The 16583-nt window shown below is 66.7% G+C and carries 17 protein-coding genes, 1 tRNA gene and 1 pseudogene; 6 read left to right on the top strand and 13 right to left on the bottom strand.

The genetic code is table 11. From position 1 onward, the window contains the following. The 6 genes from AC5RT3_RS20180 to AC5RT3_RS20155 form a co-directional block, all read right to left on the bottom strand. The coding region (locus AC5RT3_RS20180; RefSeq protein ID WP_494125064.1) for a serine/threonine-protein kinase at nt 1–1011 on the bottom strand (1011 nt) is incomplete at its 3' end. Further along, a complete protein-coding gene (locus AC5RT3_RS20175; RefSeq protein WP_494011380.1) occupies nt 1008–2468 on the bottom strand; it encodes a peptidoglycan D,D-transpeptidase FtsI family protein in 1461 nt (486 codons plus the stop codon). The genes AC5RT3_RS20180 and AC5RT3_RS20175, both read right to left, overlap by 4 nt. After that, complete coding sequence (locus AC5RT3_RS20170) at nt 2465–3862, bottom strand: FtsW/RodA/SpoVE family cell cycle protein (protein WP_494051993.1); 1398 nt, start codon at nt 3860–3862, stop codon at nt 2465–2467. Before AC5RT3_RS20170 ends, AC5RT3_RS20175 begins: the two co-directional genes overlap by 4 nt. Beyond that, the gene (locus tag AC5RT3_RS20165; RefSeq protein ID WP_494125063.1) at nt 3859–5580 is read right to left on the bottom strand and encodes a PP2C family protein-serine/threonine phosphatase; all 1722 of its coding nucleotides are present in this window, start codon (nt 5578–5580) and stop codon (nt 3859–3861) included. The genes AC5RT3_RS20170 and AC5RT3_RS20165 overlap by 4 nt, the downstream gene beginning before the upstream one ends. 2 nt (nt 5581–5582) lie before the next feature. Further along, nucleotides 5583–6065: an FHA domain-containing protein FhaB/FipA gene (locus AC5RT3_RS20160; protein ID WP_494011377.1), complete on the bottom strand. Its 483-nt coding sequence runs from the start codon at nt 6063–6065 to the stop codon at nt 5583–5585. Next, nucleotides 6062–6805, bottom strand: coding sequence for an FHA domain-containing protein (locus AC5RT3_RS20155; protein WP_494051995.1), 744 nt, complete (start codon nt 6803–6805; stop codon nt 6062–6064). The genes AC5RT3_RS20160 and AC5RT3_RS20155 overlap by 4 nt, the downstream gene beginning before the upstream one ends. 375 nt (nt 6806–7180) lie before the next feature. Between AC5RT3_RS20155 and AC5RT3_RS20150 the strand changes: the two genes are divergently transcribed. Beyond that, nucleotides 7181–7263 (top strand) — tRNA-Leu (locus AC5RT3_RS20150). Between the two features lie 192 nt (nt 7264–7455). Here AC5RT3_RS20150 and AC5RT3_RS20145 read toward each other — a convergent pair. Together AC5RT3_RS20145 and AC5RT3_RS20140 are read right to left on the bottom strand one after the other, a co-directional pair. Beyond that, entirely contained in the window at nt 7456–8160 is a 705-nt protein-coding gene (locus AC5RT3_RS20145) for a FadR/GntR family transcriptional regulator (RefSeq protein WP_494125062.1), read from the bottom strand. Between the two features lie 10 nt (nt 8161–8170). Beyond that, a complete protein-coding gene (locus tag AC5RT3_RS20140) occupies nt 8171–9298 on the bottom strand; it encodes an L-talarate/galactarate dehydratase (protein ID WP_494011374.1) in 1128 nt (375 codons plus the stop codon). A 285-nt stretch (nt 9299–9583) separates the two neighbouring features. Between AC5RT3_RS20140 and AC5RT3_RS20135 the strand changes: the two genes are divergently transcribed. After that, entirely contained in the window at nt 9584–10276 is a 693-nt protein-coding gene (locus AC5RT3_RS20135; protein WP_494051997.1) for a hypothetical protein, read from the top strand. 1 nt (nt 10277) lies between these two features. Here the strand turns inward: AC5RT3_RS20135 and AC5RT3_RS20130 are convergent, their stop codons facing one another. After that, a complete protein-coding gene (locus AC5RT3_RS20130; RefSeq protein WP_494011372.1) occupies nt 10278–10973 on the bottom strand; it encodes a TetR/AcrR family transcriptional regulator in 696 nt (231 codons plus the stop codon). Nucleotides 10974–11112: 139 nt separating this feature from the next. Between AC5RT3_RS20130 and AC5RT3_RS20125 the strand changes: the two genes are divergently transcribed. After that, nucleotides 11113–12501, top strand: a complete 1389-nt coding sequence (locus AC5RT3_RS20125; RefSeq protein WP_494051998.1) for a flavin monoamine oxidase family protein — start codon at nt 11113–11115, stop codon at nt 12499–12501. Nucleotides 12502–12570: 69 nt separating this feature from the next. Then, nucleotides 12571–13053, top strand: a complete 483-nt coding sequence (locus AC5RT3_RS20120; RefSeq protein WP_494011370.1) for a pyridoxamine 5'-phosphate oxidase family protein — start codon at nt 12571–12573, stop codon at nt 13051–13053. Nucleotides 13054–13107: 54 nt separating this feature from the next. On the opposite strand, the gene AC5RT3_RS20115 is transcribed toward AC5RT3_RS20120, so the two are convergent. Continuing rightward, nucleotides 13108–13710, bottom strand: coding sequence for a DUF6919 domain-containing protein (locus AC5RT3_RS20115; RefSeq protein ID WP_494125061.1), 603 nt, complete (start codon nt 13708–13710; stop codon nt 13108–13110). A 66-nt stretch (nt 13711–13776) separates the two neighbouring features. Next, nucleotides 13777–14379 (bottom strand): hypothetical protein, encoded by a 603-nt coding sequence (locus tag AC5RT3_RS20110; RefSeq protein WP_494125060.1) that lies wholly within the window; start codon nt 14377–14379, stop codon nt 13777–13779. Nucleotides 14380–14517: 138 nt separating this feature from the next. Between AC5RT3_RS20110 and AC5RT3_RS20105 the strand changes: the two genes are divergently transcribed. After that, the gene (locus AC5RT3_RS20105) at nt 14518–14898 is read left to right on the top strand and encodes a VOC family protein (protein WP_494125059.1); all 381 of its coding nucleotides are present in this window, start codon (nt 14518–14520) and stop codon (nt 14896–14898) included. A gap of 83 nt (nt 14899–14981) precedes the next feature. On the opposite strand, the gene AC5RT3_RS20100 is transcribed toward AC5RT3_RS20105, so the two are convergent. After that, on the bottom strand, nt 14982–15386 hold the full coding sequence (locus AC5RT3_RS20100) for a DUF5997 family protein (RefSeq protein ID WP_494125058.1): 405 nt from the start codon (nt 15384–15386) through the stop codon (nt 14982–14984). Between AC5RT3_RS20100 and AC5RT3_RS20095 the strand changes: the two genes are divergently transcribed. After that, the gene (locus tag AC5RT3_RS20095; RefSeq protein WP_494052008.1) at nt 15349–16182 is read left to right on the top strand and encodes a LysR family transcriptional regulator substrate-binding protein; all 834 of its coding nucleotides are present in this window, start codon (nt 15349–15351) and stop codon (nt 16180–16182) included. The two genes, AC5RT3_RS20100 and AC5RT3_RS20095, sit on opposite strands and share 38 nt — an antisense overlap. A gap of 219 nt (nt 16183–16401) precedes the next feature. Here AC5RT3_RS20095 and AC5RT3_RS20090 read toward each other — a convergent pair. Beyond that, a pseudogene (locus AC5RT3_RS20090) lies at nt 16402–16583 on the bottom strand (DUF3618 domain-containing protein); the annotation flags it as partial.

The raw sequence follows: 16583 nt of genomic DNA, 5'->3' as shown, positions 1-16583 counted from the left end.
GGCAGCCCCGGCGGCGGCACCGGCCGCGGCCGCTCCAAGAACCGGCAAGGCGGAGGTGGGCGTCGGGGACGAGTCCCGCGAAGCGCCGATGACGCCTGTGGGTGCGGTGGCGGTATCGACGGGGGCGGTAATGGGGCCGGTTGACGCATCGAAAAGAAGCATGCCGGGTACGGCGGCGCGTGCTGCGTTGATGTCACCGTTGCGGATTGCCTCCGCGGCCTCCGCGAGCTTGATGGCGTTGGCCGGGCGGTCCTTGGGATCCTTGGCCAGCATGGACATCAGCAGTGCTCGGACCGGTGCGGGCAGGCTCTCCGGCAGGGGCGGCGGCGCGTCGTTGACCTGGGCCAGGGCGATCGCGATCTGGGACTCCCCGGAAAAGGGCCGGTGCCCGCTGAGGCACTCGTAGCCGATCACTCCCAGGGAGTAGATGTCCGATGAACCGGTTGCGGTCTGGCCGGTTGCCTGCTCCGGCGCCAGGTATTGGGCCGTGCCCATGACCTGGCCGGTCTGGGTGAGCGGAACCTGGTCCGCGAGCCGGGCAATGCCGAAGTCCGTGACCTTTACCCGCCCGTCAGGGGTGATCAGGAGGTTTCCGGGCTTGACGTCGCGGTGCACCAGGCCCTGGGCGTGGGCAACGGCCAGGGCACGGGCGGTCTGGGCGATGATGGACAGCGTGCGGTCCGGGGAGAGCACCTGCTCGCGCTCGATGATAGTGCTCAAAGGCTGTCCGGGAACCAGCTCCATGACCAGGTAGGCTGAGCCCTCCTCCTCGCCGTAGTCGAAGACGTTGGCGATGCCTACGTGGTTCAGGAGTGCGGTGTGGCGGGCCTCCGCGCGGAACCGCTGGAGGAACCCGGGGTCACCGGTGTATTCCTCCTTGAGTACCTTGATCGCGACGATGCGGCCCAGGACGAGGTCTTTCGCCTTCCAGACTTCCCCCATGCCGCCAATCGCGATCCGCGTGGTCAGCTGGAATCTGCCGCCGAGGGTGATTCCGGTTGTAGGCCTCACTTATTCAACACCGCCTCAAAAATTCTCTTCGCGTTCGGACTGGTCAGCTGTGCGCCGGTGTTGATGTCTACGCCCTCCATGACGATGGTGACACCCACCTGCGGATTGTTTGCGGGGGCAAATCCCGTAAACCATGAGTTGTTGGTTCCGTTGCCGAGCTCCGCCGTTCCGGTCTTGCCCGCCACCTGGACGCCCGGGACGCCTGCACGGTTTGCAATGCCTTCGCTGACCGCGCTGACCATCCAGTCCGTGATCTGGTTGGCGATGGCGGGAGTGGTGGACGTGCGGAGCGTCTTCGGCTGCGGTTCATCGATGACCCGCAGGTCCGGGGCGCGCAGGGCCTTGATGAGGTTGGGCTGCATCTGCACGCCGTCATTTGCGATGGCCGCGGTCATCATGGCCACCTGCAGCGGCGTGGCGCGGACATCCTTCTGGCCGATGACGGACTGTGCCAGGCCGGGGCCGTCCAGGTCATCCGGGAAGGTGTTGCCGCTGGCGTAGTCGAGCTTCAGCTGGTCACCCATGTCCTGGCCGAAGCCGAACTTCTCGGCCTGCTCGGCGATGGCGTCCCGGCCAATATCCAGGGCGATGCTCGCGAAGGGCGTGTTGCAGGACTGCTGCAGGGCGAAAGCGAAGCTGGCCGTGTTCCGGGTGTAGCAGTTGCCGCCCGCATAGTTGGGCAGGCGGTACTGGATACCTTCGAACGGCAGTTCTGCCGGATTGGGAAGTTCGCTGTCCTTGTTGTACTTCCCGGATGCCAGGGCCGCGGCGGTATCCACCAGCTTGAACACGGAGCCGGGGGCGAGCAGTTCACCGGTGGGCCCGCTGACGTTCGGGTTCAGGTTGATGCCGGGCACCTTGACCAGTTCGTTCATGCTGGAAGCGGCGGCGGTGAGGTCCTGGGTGGCCACGAGGTTGGGGTTGTAGGAGGGCTTGGACACCATGGCCAGGATGGCGCCGGTCTTGGGGTTGGTGACCACGATGGATCCCCGCTGACCGTCCGGGATCAGGCTGTAAGCGAGCTGCTGGAGCTCAGGATCGATGGTGAGCTCCACCGATGCCCCCTTGGGCTGGTTTCCAAGGAACAGTTGTCCCACCCGGTCCAGGAACAGCTGGTCCGAGTTGCCCGCCAGTTCGCCGCCCATGGACTGCTCCAGGCCGGTGGCGCCGAAGTTCTGGGAGAAGTACCCCGTGATGCCGGCGTACAGCTCCGGCTGCGGGTACGTGCGCTGGAAAGCACAAGTCTCCGAACCGCTTTCCACGGACTCCGCAACCGGGGAACCGCCAACAACGATGGCCCCGCGGTCGTTGCAGAAACTTTGCAGGACCGCGCGCTGGTTCCAAGGGTTTGCCTTGAGTTCGTCAGCGCCGATCACCTGGACGTAGCTGATGGCGCCGAAGATCAGGGCGAACATGGCGACGGCCGCCACCCACGAATGCCGAATTGCCTGGTTCACAGGTGCTTCACCGCCTCGGTAGGAGTGTCAATGCCGGTTGCTTCGGCTCCCTTGGCCGGCGGCAGGGGTGTGGTGTCCACGGGGCCGCGGGCGGTGTGCGAAATCATCAGGAGCAGGCCAACGATGATCCAGTTGGCCAGCAGTGACGAGCCGCCCGCAGCCAGGAAGGGCGTCGTCAGGCCTGTCAGGGGGATCAGGCGCGTCACGCCGCCGATCACCACGAAGCATTGCAGCGCCACGGCGAAGGACAGGCCGCAGGCGAGGAGCTTACCGAACGCGTCCCGGGTGCCTAGTGCGGCACGGAAGCCGCGGGTGAACAGCAGGAGGTACATCAGGACGACGGCGAACAGGCCGATGAGCCCCAGCTCCTCACCCAGGGACGCGATGATCATGTCGCTGTTGGCGAACGGGACCAGGTCCGGCCGTCCCTGCCCCAGTCCGGTGCCCACCAGGCCGCCGTTGGCCATCCCGAAGAGGCCCTGGACGATCTGCAGGCTGCCGCCCGGGGAGCGTCCGTAGACCTCCTCAGTGAAGGCGTTGAGCCAGCCGTAGATCCGGAGCTCCACGTGGGAGAACACCTGGGCTGCAACGAACCCGCCACCGGCGATGAGGGCCAGGCCGATCACCACCCAGCTGATCCGGCTGGTGGCCACGTAAATCATCACGATGAACAGGCCGAAGAAGAGGATGGAGGAGCCCAGGTCGCGCTGGAAAATGAGCACGCCGATGCTGACCAGCCAGGCAGTGATCATAGGGCCCATGTCCTTGAACCGCGGGAACTGAAGCGGGCCGACCTTACGGCCTGCCAGCAGGATGAGGTCACGGTTGGAGGACAGATAGCCGGCGAAGAATATGGCCAGGGTGATCTTGGCAACCTCGCCCGGCTGGAATGTCATGGGGCCGAGCCGGATCCATACCCGGGCGCCAAGGATCTCGCCGGCGCTGATGCCGGGCACCAGGGGCAGGATCAGCAGGAGTGCACTGGCCGCCAGGGAGATAAACGTAAAGCGGCGGAGGATCCGGTGGTCCTTGAGGAACCAGATCACGGCGATGGCCACGGCCATGGCAATCAGGGTCCAGCGCAACTGGTTGTTCCCGGTGTCCTCGCCCGGCGCGTCCAGGCGGTGGATCATTGCCAGGCCGATCCCGTTCAGGGCGACCACGATCGGAAGTATTACCGGATCGGCATATTTGGCGCGGAATCGAAGGACGCCATGGAAAACCAGGGCCGCCACTGCCAGGAGGCTGGACTGGAACCAGAAGTCGGAGTCGAAGGCCTTTTCCTGGTCAACGCCGACCAGCATGTTGGCGCCGATGCCTACGGCCAGGGCCAGCAGAAGCAGGGCGAGTTCAACGTTGCGGCGCGGTTTGGGAGTGGTGCTGAGCTGGCTCATTGGCCCACCTCGCAGGTAACAGTGGGTGTGGGTGTGGGTGTGGGTGTGGGTGAGGGGGACGGGCTGGCCGGAGCCGGCGCGGCGGGCTCGGTGGCGGCCGGCGACGCGGAAGCCGTGGGTGCCGGTGCGGGTGTTGAGGGCGCGGCGCTGGCCGAAGGGGACGGGCACTCGTCTTCGGGGGACGTGCTGCCCGTCAGCTCGAGGTTCTTAACGATGCGCTGTGCGTCGTAGAGGTCGTTGGCGGGCACCGTCTGGCGGACCCGTTGCTGGGAGAAGGGCGGTAGTGAGTCCATCCGGATCTCAGTGACCGTTTCGAGGCTGGACAGCTGGATGGGCCCCAGCCGCTGGGAAACCCCGTTGAAGATCGCGACCCGGGAATCGTGCTCGCCGATGTAGTAGCGGGTCTGGGTCCAGGCATAGCCCAGCCATAAGCCTACGGTCAGGACCACCAGGAGGGCGGCCGCGATGGTCCACGTGACCCATCGGCGCGGCTTCAGCGGAACGAGGGTTTCGTCCTCGTCGCCTGTGAGCGGCTCTGCCTTGTGGGTGAGGAGGGTTGCGGCGCGCCGGGCGACAGTCCGTCCGCCGATAGTGGGGATGGAACCGGACTCCGCGGCAGCCGCTGCGGCGCCGACAAGCTCATGCGGCCTGCTGGAAAGTTCTTCGCGGAGAACCTCGGCGGTCAAGTGCTCGCCGAGGTGCGGATCCGTGGAACCGGGCTCCACCACGCCCGACCCGGAATGTTCGCCGTCGGGCTTATCTTCGCCCTCTCCTTGGGAATCGTCATCCTTGCCGGCGTCCGAACGCCTGGCTCCGGTTCCAGGGATGCCGGACCCCTTTGGCGGAGGGGTTTTGCCGGTAGGCGCACCAGGGTCATCCGTGGCGGCAGCGGGCTTGGTGCCCACAACGGGAGGGATGACGTCGACGGCGGCGGTGCTGACGTCGTCGGGCGTTTCTTCCACGATCTCCACCATCACAACGGTGACGTTGTCCGGGGAGCCCGCCTCGAGGGTCAAATCAACGAGGGTTTCCACGCACTCGCGGAGGTCCCTGGTTTCCTTGACCGTGCGCTCCACGGCATGTCCCGCCACGTAGTTAAGGCCGTCGGAGCAGAGCAGCCAGCGGTCGCCAGCCTTCACATCGAGAGTGCCAAGGTCCAGTTCGGGGCTCGCGTCCACGTCGCCAAGGACCCGCATGAGCACGTTCTTGTGCGGATGGCTTTCCGCTTCCTCGGGCTTGAGCCGGCCTTCGTCGATGAGCCGCTGGACGAACGTGTGGTCCACGCTGACCTGCTTGAACTCGCCGTCGCGGAGGCGGTAGGCGCGGGAGTCGCCGATGTGGGCGAAGTGCAGCTTGCCCTCGGCGAGCAGCAATGCCGTGACCGTGGTGCCCATCCCGGCCAGCTTCGGGTTGATGTGCACCAGCTCGGAGAGCAGGGAGTTCGCGGTCTGGATCTCGTCCGCGAGGATGGTGCCCGCATCGCCGTCGTAGTCCGAGCGGTCCAGGTGGATCATGTCCAGGACGGTGGCGGCAGAGGCGACGTCGCCGCCCGCATGGCCGCCCATGCCGTCAGCCACGACAGCCAGGTGGCGTCCCGCGTACGCCGAGTCGTCGTTCTTAGACCGGATCCGGCCCACATCGGAGCGCGCGGCGAAGCGCATGATGAGGGGCCGCTCCGCGGGCTTCTGCCCGTCTGCGGTGTTCTCTGGGACGGCCACGGCTATGGCCTCAATTCGATGACCGTCTTGCCGATTCTCACAGGTACGCCTGGCTCAACGGGGAGGGCACGGGTCAGTTGCTGGTCCGCGAGGTAGGTTCCGTTGGTGGAACCCAGGTCCTCGATGAACCAGCGGCTGCCCTGGGGGAACAGCCTGGCGTGACGGCCCGAGGCATAGTCGTCCTCGAGGACCAGTGTTGCCTCCTGGGCGCGTCCCAAGAGGATGGGGCTGGCGGCAAGCGGCACCGAGGTCCCCTTCAGCGGTCCCTCGACTACCACCAGCTGCCGGGCCTGCTGCTTGGCGGGTGCCGGCGGGGTATCGGCAAGATCCGGGTTTTTGCGGACCTGCCGGGCAGTGGGCGCCCCGGACGCTGCCTTGCGCCCCACCATGAGGTCACGGCGCATGGCAGAGACGATGCTGAAAATGAGCACCCACAGGAGCAGGAGGAAGCCAAACCGCAGCGCGGTGATGGTGAGGTCGCTCATGCGGGGCCACCCGGGCTGGCTGGAAGCAGGCGGAAGATAATCTTTGTCCGTCCCATCGTGATGGTGGAGCCGTCGGTGAGTTCGGTGCTTCCGGAAACCTTTTGGCCGTTGACGTAGCTTCCGTTGGTGGAGCCCATGTCCACCGCCGTGGAGACGCCGTTCGCGGTGCGGATCTCGAGGTGGCGGCGCGAGACGCCCGTGTCCTCTACATGGATATCGGCATCGGACGACCTGCCGAGCACGATGGACGGGGCATTGAGGGAATAGCGCTGGCCGTCGATGTCCAGGACGGGCTGGAGCCGGACCGGCTGGCGGCTGGGCGCGGCCGGAACGTTGGGCCGCGCGGGAGGAGCGGCCGGAGCGGCGCCTGATTTCTCCGTGGAGGAGACGATCTCGAAGTCTCCGGCCCGAAGTTCCGTGTCCCGGCGGAAGGAGATCCGCACCGGGCCCTGCAGTGTGTAGCCCTGGCCGCGGACATGGTTGATGACAACGTCACAGAGTTCCTCTGCTAGCGGGGTGCCCCATTCCTGGGCCCGCCGGAAGTCATCGTCGCTGAGCTGCACGTCGAAGACGTTGGGTGCCAGTGTCCTCCCGGCGGTGACGGTCAGGGACCTGTGGTCCACTTCCCGGCGCAGCCGGCTGGCGATTTCCACTGGCTCAACCTGGGCTTTGGATCCGGTGGAGAAGACGCCCCGGACAGCCTTTTCAATGCCGCGTTCAACTTTGTCCAGCAGGCCCATGGTTCTTCTCCTTTCCCCCCGGATACGGGGCAGTCCTAGTTCCGGAACTTCTCTTTGCGTGCAGTTCACAACCCGGCAGTGCACCTGCAGGACGCAGCCGCCTCTACATCCGATACTACTGGGCAGGCCTGTGAATGACCTTAATCCACAACGGCCCGCCGCCCGGAAAAGTTCGTGCCCCGGGATCCCGGAAGCCGTTCCTGACGGTCGTTTCACCTGCGGCAGGACAGGGAATCCCGGCTGTCCGTATGGGGTTCCACACAGCCTCCGGCAGGCCAATTGGTGTTTTGCGGCATCTGTCCGTTATGCTTGATCTCGCTGCTTTTACAAGACTGCGAATCCGGGAAACCGGAGTGGTCCGGTGGAAGAAGTTGCGCGCGAGTGGCGGAACGGCAGACGCGCTGGCTTCAGGTGCCAGTGTCCGAAAGGGCGTGGGGGTTCAAATCCCCCCTCGCGCACGCAAATGGAAGAGCCCCGGTCTTAGGACCGGGGTTCTTTTGCGTTGTCTTCTGGTGTTGATACCCGTGCTTGTTCGCGCATCAGTACCTTCGGATTCCGATGCGCGAACACGCTTAGGTGCGGCGGTGATAGGGCGGCGCGACGGCGGGAGGCCTCCACGGTGCCTGCGCCCGCTCAGGCGCTGCCCCGGCTTAGCCGGACGCGCGTGCGGAAGCCTTGAACCGGCGTCGTGAGTTGGCCAGGTGGCTGCGCATGGCGGCGGCGGCCGCGGCCTCGTCGCCATCGCCGATGGCGTCGGCGATGGAACGGTGCTCCTGCACCACTTGGTCGAAATGATCGCGGGCGAAATGCTCGACGCCGGTCATCAGGCGGGTGCGCGGCATCGCGATCATGGTCTGCCCCAGGGCGGCGAGGCAGTCGGAGTAGTACGGATTTCCGGAGGCGGCGGCCACCGCCCGGTGGAATTCGAAGTCGGATCTCATGGCGTGGGCCGGGTGCCCGGCGCTGGCGGTGAACTCCTCGAGTGCCGCCTGGACAGCCCGGAGCTGCCGGTCGGTATGGTTCCGTGCGGCCAGCGCTGCAGCCTCCGTTTCCACGCCCATCCGGAACGCCAGCAGGTTCAGCCGGTCCTCGGTGGTGGCCACCGGACGGGCGCCCGGCGCTGCCGCGGGCCCGTCCGAGGGCGGAGTAAGGGCGAAACTGCCGCGGCCACGTTCGGTTTCCACCAGTCCCTCGGCCTGGAGGCGGGTGAGGGCGGCGCGCACCACCGTGCGGCTGACGCCGAAATCGCTGATGAGCGTGTTTTCGCTGGGCAGCTTCTCACCGGGCTGGATGATGCCGTCAACGATGCGGTTGCGAAGGTCGGCGGCAAGGTCCGCGGTGAGGTTCCGGCTCATGGGTTCAAGGTTACGCGCCGAACTCCACGGATTCGGTGGTCCAGGCGCGGGCCTGGTCGCTGAGGGTGACGCCGAGTCCCGGGCGGTCTGGAACGATCATCCGGCCGTCCTTGGTTTCCAGGCGCTCGTTGAACAGCGGGTCAAGCCAGTCGAAGTGCTCCACCCACGGCTCCCGCGGGTAGGCCGCAGCCAGGTGCAGGTGGATCTCCATGGCGAAGTGCGGGGCGAGCCCCAGTCCGCGTTCGTCCGCGAGGGCGGCGAGGCGCAGGAATTGGGTGATGCCGCCGACGCGCGGGGCGTCGGGCTGGATGATGTCGCAGCCGTTAGCGGCGATCAGGCCCTTGTGCTCGGCCACGGAGGCGAGCATCTCGCCGGTGGCGATGGGCGTGTCCAGCACCTGCGCGAGGTGGGCGTGGCCTTCGAAATCGTAGGCGTCCAGGGGTTCCTCGATCCAGACGAGGTTGAATTCCTCAAGCTGGCGGCCCAGGCGCAGTGCGGTGGCGCGGTCCCACTGCTGGTTGGCGTCCACCATGAGGGGGACGTCCCAGCCGATGTGTTCGCGGATGCCGGCCACGCGACGGAGGTCCTCCTTGCTGTCCGGCAGGCCCACCTTGATCTTGATGCCGCCGATGCCTTCCTCGATGGACTGGGTGGCGCGGGCTTTTACCTCCTCGAGGGTGGCGTTCAGGAAGCCGCCGGAGGTGTTGTAGGTCTGGACGGAGTCGCGGTAGGAGCCGAGGAGCTTGGCCAGGGGAAGCCCGGCGCGCTTGGCCTTGAGGTCGTACAGGGCGATGTCGATGGCGGCGAGGGCCTGGGTGGCGACGCCGGACCGGCCCACCGAGGCGCCGGCCCACAGGAGCTTGGTGTAGAGCTTGCCGATGTCGTTGGGGTCCTCGCCGACGATGCCCTCGGCGACTTCCTTGGCGTGGGCGTACTGGGCCGGGCCGCCTGCCCGCTTGGAGTAGCTGAAGCCGAGGCCGGTGTGGCCCTGTTCGGTGGTGATTTCGGCGAAGAGGAAAACCACTTCCGTCATCGGCTTTTGGCGGCCGGTGAACACTTTGGCATCGCTGATGGGCACGGCGAGCGGAAGGCGGGCGGTGGACAGTTTGACGTGCCGGATCAGGTCGATGGTGCTCATGGATTCTCCTAGTGGGGGTTGCTGGGCGCCATCGCCCACCTTCCTAGGATACAAGTAACTAACTTGTACTACAAGTATAGCCGTGGGTCGATTGGTCACGTCCGGCAGTGCAATGTAACGTTTAGGTCACCGGTCGGAGCACACGCCCGGCGAAGCATCCATGCTGCTTCTGCGTGCTATGTCCCCCACGGGGGTGCCCCTGCGTTCCCAGGCCGGAAACCGTTCCGGGCAGGGAACCTCTCGAGGCCTGCCGCTCCGCACTCCCATGAAGAGGCTTCGTTTTCCATGCGCAGGAATCATCTGCTGGCCACCGGTACGCTTGTTGCTTTGTTCGTGACAACCGCGTGCACCGCACCCGACCCCATGGCAACCGCAGACCCGGCTCAAGCCAAGGCCACAGCCAGCACCGCCGCCCCTTCCGCTGCGGTGGGCACTAGCCAATTGGCGGCGGCCGAGAGGGCCAGGGCTGCGGCCGATAGGAAGGCTGCGGAAGAGGCTGCCGCCAAAGCGAAAGCAGAAGCCGAAGCGAAAGCAGAAACTGAGGCGAAGGCCGAAGCTGAGGCGAGGGCAGAAGCCGCGGCCAAGGCGCAGGCCGCCGCCGGTCAGGCGCAGGAAGCGGCTGCAGCCGGGCAGGTACCCCACGTCGAGGGGACACCTCCCGGTGCCGGCGGCGAAGCGGCCGCCGCTTCCCCTGCTCCGGTATCAGCGGCGCCGGTGGCGACCGGCCAGCCGGCTGCGCCGTCCCCCGCGCCCACCCCCCGGAGTGCACCGGCAGCGGGCACTAGCGCCACGCGGCCGACCGGCACAGGATCCGCCGGGCAGGACGCAGGAACGGGCGACGCCACGTGCCTCCAAGCCCTGACGGAGGTTGGAGCGGTGATCGGTGGCCTGTTGGGTGAAAACGATGATCCGGATGCGGGTCTCCTCGGGGACGTCAGCTGCAACATCACGGATGGCAGCGGGACCGCCGGGCGCTAGGTCAGCCCGCATGCCCCCGCAGCGCCCCCAGCCCCGAGATGAGCGCCTCCAGCCCCAGGCCGAACGCCGTGTCGGCGGGGCGTCCGGGGCCGACGGAACTGCGCACGGCGGCGGTGAAATGCGGGTTCGCCTCCGCCATGGACCCTGGCTCGAAAATGTCCCCGGGGGCGGTCACGTCATAGGCGGACCCGAAGATAAAGGACTCCAGGGCTACGATCGCGGACACAATCCGCTCCTCCGGGAAGCCTGCGTCCAGGAACCCCTTGCTCACCGTCTCGTACATCGCCAGGGTCTGCGGGGCGTCCGTGACCGGCAGCACGGCGATGACGGGAATCAGGGGCGTGTGCTCGGCAAAGACGTCCCGGTAGCTCCAAGCCCAGGTGCGCACGGCATCCTCCCAGGACTTCGAGCCGAACGCCGAGACGTCCACCAGTGACGTCAGGTGGTCCTCCACCAGCAGCAGCACGTCGCGCTTGGACGCCACGTGGTTATACAGGGCCGACGGCGCCACCTCCAGCTGCTTCGCCAGCGCTGCCATGGTGAGCCCGTCATAGCCCTTCCGGCTGACCAGGTCCAGGGCCGCCGTCGTGATGCCTGCCTTGTCCAGCACCGCCGCCGATGGCCGGCCGGCCCGCCGGCGCCCCGTCCCCGCCCCGGTTCCCGTGGTGTGTCCTTCTTCGGCTGATACTGCCGGCATTCCTGCCCTTTCTTTGGTGGTCCCCAGCATTATTCCACCCGGGCACTTCCCGTCCCGGCCACAAGCAGCTATAGTTCTAATAAATGAACGACATTCATTTAGTGCTCCCGGTCACTTCGCGGGAGGCAGAGAGGACATCATGCTGAACCTGAACCGCGACGTCGTCGTCGTTGGAGCCGGTCCCTCCGGGCTCACCGCAGCCCGGGAGCTGAAAAAGGCGGGGCTATCTGTCGCCGTGCTCGAGGCCCGCGACCGCGTGGGCGGCCGCACCTGGACCGATACCGTGGACGGCGCCATGCTCGAAATCGGCGGCCAGTGGGTCTCCCCGGACCAGACCGTGCTCCTGGACCTCCTCGGCGAGCTCGGCCTGCAGACCTACTCCCGCTACCGCCAGGGCGAATCCGTCTACATCGGCTCCGACGGCATTCCCGTCCGCTACACGGGCGACACCTTCCCGGTGGATCCCAACACCAAAGCCGAAATGGACCGCCTGGTCGCATTGCTGGACGGGCTCGCCGCGGAAATCGGCGCCACCGAGCCCTGGGCCCACCCCAAAGCGCGGGAGTTGGACACCATCTCCTTCCACCACTGGCTGCGGCAAAACTCCGCCAATGAGGAAGCCTGCAAGAACATCGGCCTCTTCATCGCCGGCGGCATGCTCACCAAGCCCGCCCACGCCTTCTCCGCCTTGCAGGCCGTGCTGATGGCCGCCTCGGCGGGCTCATTCACCCACCTGACGGACGAGGACTTCATCCTCGACCGCCGCGTAGTGGGCGGCATGCAGCAGGTACCGCTGCTGCTCGCGCAGGAGCTGGGCGACGACGTCGTCCTCAACACCCCGGTGCGCACCATCAACTGGGAGCCGGACGCCGACGGCGGCCACTGCGTCACCGTAGAATCCGACCGCGCCACAGTCAACGCCCGCTTCGTGATCATGGCCGTCCCGCCCAACCTGTACTCGCGCGTCTCCTTCAACCCGCCGCTGCCCCGCCGGCAGCACCAGATGCACCAGCACCAGTCCCTGGGCCTGGTCATCAAGGTCCACGCCGTCTACGACCGTCCCTTTTGGCGGGACAAGGGCCTGTCAGGTACCGGCTTCGGCGCCAACGCCCTGGTGCAGGAGGTCTACGACAACACCAACCACGGCGACACCCGCGGCACCCTGGTGGGCTTCGTCTCGGACGAGAAGGCCGATGCCGTCTTCGAACTTGATGCCGAGGACCGCAAGAAGGCAATCCTGGCCTCCATCGCCGGTTTCCTCGGCGACGAGGCACTCACGCCCGAGGTCTACTACGAGTCCGACTGGGGATCCGAGGAATGGACCCGCGGCGCCTACGCCGCCAGCTACGACCTGGGCGGCCTGCACCGCTACGGCAAGGACCAGCTGACCCCCGTCGGCCCCATCTACTGGGCCTCCTCAGACCTCGCCGCCGAAGGCTACCAGCACGTGGACGGCGCCATCCGGATCGGCCGCCAGACCGCCGCCCGGATCGCCGAAGTGGCAAGGGTGGCCGTCGCCGTCGGATAGCCAATAAGCATGCTTACTAATAGGCTTGCGAGTGGGGAGCGTCCCCTATGCAGACAAGCGAGGTGAGACATGACTGACGCCCAGGGCATCAGCAAGGTTACGGACATCATCAACGATTCCAAGATCGGGATGTTGACCACCATCAACGAAAAGGGCGCCCTTGTGAGCCGGCCGCTGGCCGTCCAGGAGGTTAAGGACGACGGCGACATGTGGTTCTTCACCGGCCTGGGCACGTCGCAGGTCGCCCACGTCCGGGCCGACGCGCGCGTCAACGTCGCCTTCGGCAAGAACACCGAGTGGGTTTCTGTGGCCGGGACCGCCCAGGTTGTGACCGACCGGGCCAAGATCCACGAGCTGTGGAACCAGGCGGTCGAAGCCTGGTTCCCGGACGGGCCGGACACCCCGGAGGTATGCCTGCTGCACGTCGATTCAGACTCCGCGGAGTACTGGACCAGCCCGGGCGGCACTGCCGCCACGGCGCTGCAGTGGGTGAAGTCCAAGGTCACCAACAGCCGCATGAGCGTCGGCGAAAGCGACACAGTGGAACTGTAAGTTTCCTGAAACGGTAAAAGCGGGGCGGCAGCCCCGCCTTTTTCGTATGCCCCGTTAGTCCCGCCCGGTCAGGGCGTCGAGCACGGCGGGAAGGAGTACGCCGTTGCGTCCCCACACAGGGTCGAGGATCTCCACGTACCAGGAGTCGGCAAGCAGTAGCGCCAAGGCGTCATTGGTCTCGTCGGCCCAGTCGCGGATCTGGCCCTCGTCCACCGGGTTCTCGCTGGAGCCCAACACGGTGGTGACTTCCGTTCCGGCCAGGGTGACCGGGATGGATGCGCTGCTGGCCTCACCCGGAGCGTGGGCCACCGTGACCAGGTCAGTCCGGGTGGACAGCGCCAGCAGGTCTCCGGCAACGGCAGCGCTGCAGAAGCCTGTCACGTACTCCCGTTGTGCAGCAGACTCGGTTTGAACGCCCGGCTGGGACTCCTTGGTGAACAGCCCGTTGCGGTTCAGTTTTGCCAGGGCTGCGGCAATTGGTCCGGTCTCCTCATCAAAGCCGGCTGCAAGGTGTCCGGGCTGGTAGGAGCTGCCGCCCTCAAGCCAGCGGGCGGTGAGCTCACCGGCGGCTTCCAGGGTGGTGGCCTGGCGCCACACCCCGCGGTCCTCGAGCAGCCGGCCGAACTGGTCGCGCTCCGGCAATTCTTCTGGCTTCATCTCCGGATGCTATCGCCGGTGCGGCGGAACCTTCCACCGCCCCGACACACCACTTAACGTCCGGTCCTACGCCTTCCCGGCGGGAATGCCGGCCGCCTGCTCGGCAGCGGCGAGTGAGGCAGCAAGGCGGGTGACGGCCTCGGGATAGTCCTGGTGCGCATGCACGCGCAGCTGATCCGCGGTCCGCATCGCCTTGATGAACGCCGAGGTTTCCGGCAGGCGCACGTCCGTGAGGGCGGGATAGTCGATGCTGCACGCCGGGTCCAGCTCATAACGCCGCCACCTGGCGACAAGTTCGTCGTGCCGCGCCGCGGCTGCCAGATGTGCGAACTCCTGTTCGCGGCTGTTCTGCCGTGCCTGCCGCCGGCTGAGGTACCGCGGGGTTCCGCGGTAGGCGGCAACCGCTGCGGCCACCCCGGCCCCGCCCAGGAACAGGCCGGTCCAGGGTGAGACCAGCGTGGGAATTAAAAGCGCAGGGACAGCGACACAGGCGCCAAGGAACAGGTCCCAGAAGAGCTGGTCCGACCGTTCCGGCTGTCCGTCCCCGCCGGCAAGGGCACGGCGCCGGACCACAAAGACGGTGGCGGCAACACTGCAGACCAGGACAGGCCCCGCAAGCAGCAGCGCCCACACCCCTTGGACCAGACCCTCAAACAAGGATTCCCCCATGGCTGACACCCGACCCTTAACAGCGCCCGGGCCGCGGAATCCCGGGCTGGTCATTTAATTGCACAGTGTCAGGCGTGCGGGGTCAATGGCTGGTCCCTGAGGTTCCCTGAAGCGGGCCCGGCACGTACGGTGAGGAACATGAGACTCAAAATGTGCAGCATCCACGTCAAGGACCCCGCCGCCGCCCACACCTTTTACACCGGAACCCTGGGCTTCGAGACCCTGATGGCCATGCCGGAGTACAACCTGTTCATCATTAAGGACCCCGGCGCGGACGCTAGTTCGGTGGGCCTGCTCCTCGAACCCAGCGACAATCCGATCGCAGCCAACTACATGAACGCGCTGTACGACGCCGGCCTCCCGGCCATCGTCTTTGGCGTCCCCGACGTCCGGGCGGAGTACGACCGGCTGATTAATGAGGGCGTGGTGTTCCGGGGCGAACCTGCCGAGGATCCCTCAGGCATCAGTGCCGTGTTCGACGACGGCTGCGGCAACTTCGTCCAGCTGCACCAGGACTGACATTCCTTAAAGAACAGAGGCTTGTCCGCGGATCCGAGCCCACAAGGGGCAGACCAGCGGACAAGCCTCTGATGCGGGAGAACCTAGTTAGCCTGCGCGCGCGCTTTCTTTGCAGCCTTCCTCGCGGCCTCTTCCTTCACCCGCTGGGCTTCGGCGCGGACTGCGGCATGCGTGGCGCGCTCGGTGACCAGCCACTGCGGGGGAGCCTGGAGCAGCGCGGTGATTTCCGCCGTCGTCAGCGCTTCCTCAACGCCGCCGCGGGCGAGGCCGCTGATGGAGATGTTCAGCTTCTGGGCCACCACCGGGCGGGGGTGCGGGCCGTTGCGGCGGAGCTCTGCGAGCCACTCGGGCGGGTTGGCCTGGAGTTCGGCGAACTCCTCCCGGGTGATGGTTGATTCCTGGAACTCCTGCGGTGTTGCGGGCAGGTAGATGCCAAGTTTCTTGGCAACGGTGGCCGGCTTCATGGACTGGGAGTTTGCAGAGGTCATGCTTCAAGGGTATCCGGGCGGGCGGTACTGTGAAGACGTGCCCACTGACAACACCACCCCGCCCGACGCTTCCGAGGACTCCGACGCGGGGGAGCAGGCGGCGCCGCGGACCCTCCGCATTGCCTACGTGCCGGGGGTGACGCCCGGGAAATGGATCCGCCGCTGGGAAGAGCGGATGCCGGACATTCCGTTGCAGGCGTTCATGCACGACGGCGGCGCACACGTTGACGCTGTCCGCGGAGGCCTGGCGGATATGGCCTTTGTCCGGCTCCCCATTGAGCGTGACGGCCTGAGCGTCATTCCGCTCTACGAGGAGCAGCCGGTGGTGGTGGCTCCCAAGGGACACGAGATCTCCGTGTTCGAGGAGGTGGCGCTCGAAGACCTGGAGCAGGAGTCCTTTTTGGATGTTGCCGGCCTCGGCGGGCCGGAAGCCGCGCTCCAGGTGGTTGCCGCGGGGGCCGGGCTGGTGGTCCTGCCCATGTCCGTCGCCCGCCATTTCAACGTTAAAGACACGGTGGCCCGCCGGCTCAAGGGAGCCCCGGGAACCGGGATCGCCCTGGTCTGGCCGGCGGACGCCACGGACGAGGTCCTGGAGGAGTTCATTGGGATTGTCCGTGGGCGCACCGCCCAAAGCTCCCGCCAGCCGTCCGCCCAGCCGGCCAAGGTAAAGAAGGATCCCAAGCCTGACCGCCGGGGCGGGGGAGCCCGGAAGCCGGCACCCAAGGTGGCCCAGCGCTATGCCCCCAACCCGGACAAGGGCCGCGGCAAGGGATCACGCAAAAAGGGCAAGCGCTAGCGCGCGTGCCCCCCGACCGGGGCCAAGCCTAGTACCGGTTCCGCGGGGGAACCCGGCCCGCGCGGGCCTGTCGCGCCTTCCGGGCCCGCATGACGCGGCTGACGATGGTGGGAAGCAGGGCGACAAGCAGCTTTTTCATGACGTTGTTGCTCCTTGGCTTAGGGCGGGTAAAGCGAGGGCCGCCCTTCCGGACGGAAGAGCGGCCCTCGGCGGTTTGTCCTAGGTGTTTTGGACGTTGGTTTTGGCGTCGGCGGCGCGGTCCTTGACGTCGGTGGCGGCGTGCTGGCCCTCGGCTTTGACGTTTTGGGCTGCGTCGGTTGCGGTGGCTTTGACGTTTTCCATCGCTTCCTGGGCCGGTTCCTTGAGGTCCTGGACCATGTCCTTGGCGGCGTCGGTGACCT

The sequence above is a fragment of the Arthrobacter sp. Y3221159 genome, from assembly GCF_059089885.1.
The sequence above is the reverse complement of the archived record's forward strand: the minus strand, read 5'-3'. Positions and strand labels throughout refer to the sequence as shown.

Bases quoted from the DNA above. Each gene is read 5' to 3' on its own strand.
- AC5RT3_RS20170 (WP_494051993.1), bottom strand. From the start codon at position 3,862: ATGAGCCAGCTCAGCACCACTCCCAAACCGCGCCGCAACGTTGAACTC.
- AC5RT3_RS20160 (WP_494011377.1), bottom strand. From the start codon at position 6,065: ATGAGCGACCTCACCATCACCGCGCTGCGGTTTGGCTTCCTCCTGCTC.
- AC5RT3_RS20155 (WP_494051995.1), bottom strand. From the start codon at position 6,805: ATGGGCCTGCTGGACAAAGTTGAACGCGGCATTGAAAAGGCTGTCCGG.
- AC5RT3_RS20145 (WP_494125062.1), bottom strand. From the start codon at position 8,160: ATGAGCCGGAACCTCACCGCGGACCTTGCCGCCGACCTTCGCAACCGC.
- AC5RT3_RS20140 (WP_494011374.1), bottom strand. From the start codon at position 9,298: ATGAGCACCATCGACCTGATCCGGCACGTCAAACTGTCCACCGCCCGC.
- AC5RT3_RS20135 (WP_494051997.1), top strand. From the start codon at position 9,584: ATGCGCAGGAATCATCTGCTGGCCACCGGTACGCTTGTTGCTTTGTTC.
- AC5RT3_RS20130 (WP_494011372.1), bottom strand. From the start codon at position 10,973: ATGCCGGCAGTATCAGCCGAAGAAGGACACACCACGGGAACCGGGGCG.
- AC5RT3_RS20125 (WP_494051998.1), top strand. From the start codon at position 11,113: ATGCTGAACCTGAACCGCGACGTCGTCGTCGTTGGAGCCGGTCCCTCC.
- AC5RT3_RS20120 (WP_494011370.1), top strand. From the start codon at position 12,571: ATGACTGACGCCCAGGGCATCAGCAAGGTTACGGACATCATCAACGAT.
- AC5RT3_RS20115 (WP_494125061.1), bottom strand. From the start codon at position 13,710: ATGAAGCCAGAAGAATTGCCGGAGCGCGACCAGTTCGGCCGGCTGCTC.
- AC5RT3_RS20110 (WP_494125060.1), bottom strand. From the start codon at position 14,379: ATGGGGGAATCCTTGTTTGAGGGTCTGGTCCAAGGGGTGTGGGCGCTG.
- AC5RT3_RS20105 (WP_494125059.1), top strand. From the start codon at position 14,518: ATGAGACTCAAAATGTGCAGCATCCACGTCAAGGACCCCGCCGCCGCC.
- AC5RT3_RS20100 (WP_494125058.1), bottom strand. From the start codon at position 15,386: ATGACCTCTGCAAACTCCCAGTCCATGAAGCCGGCCACCGTTGCCAAG.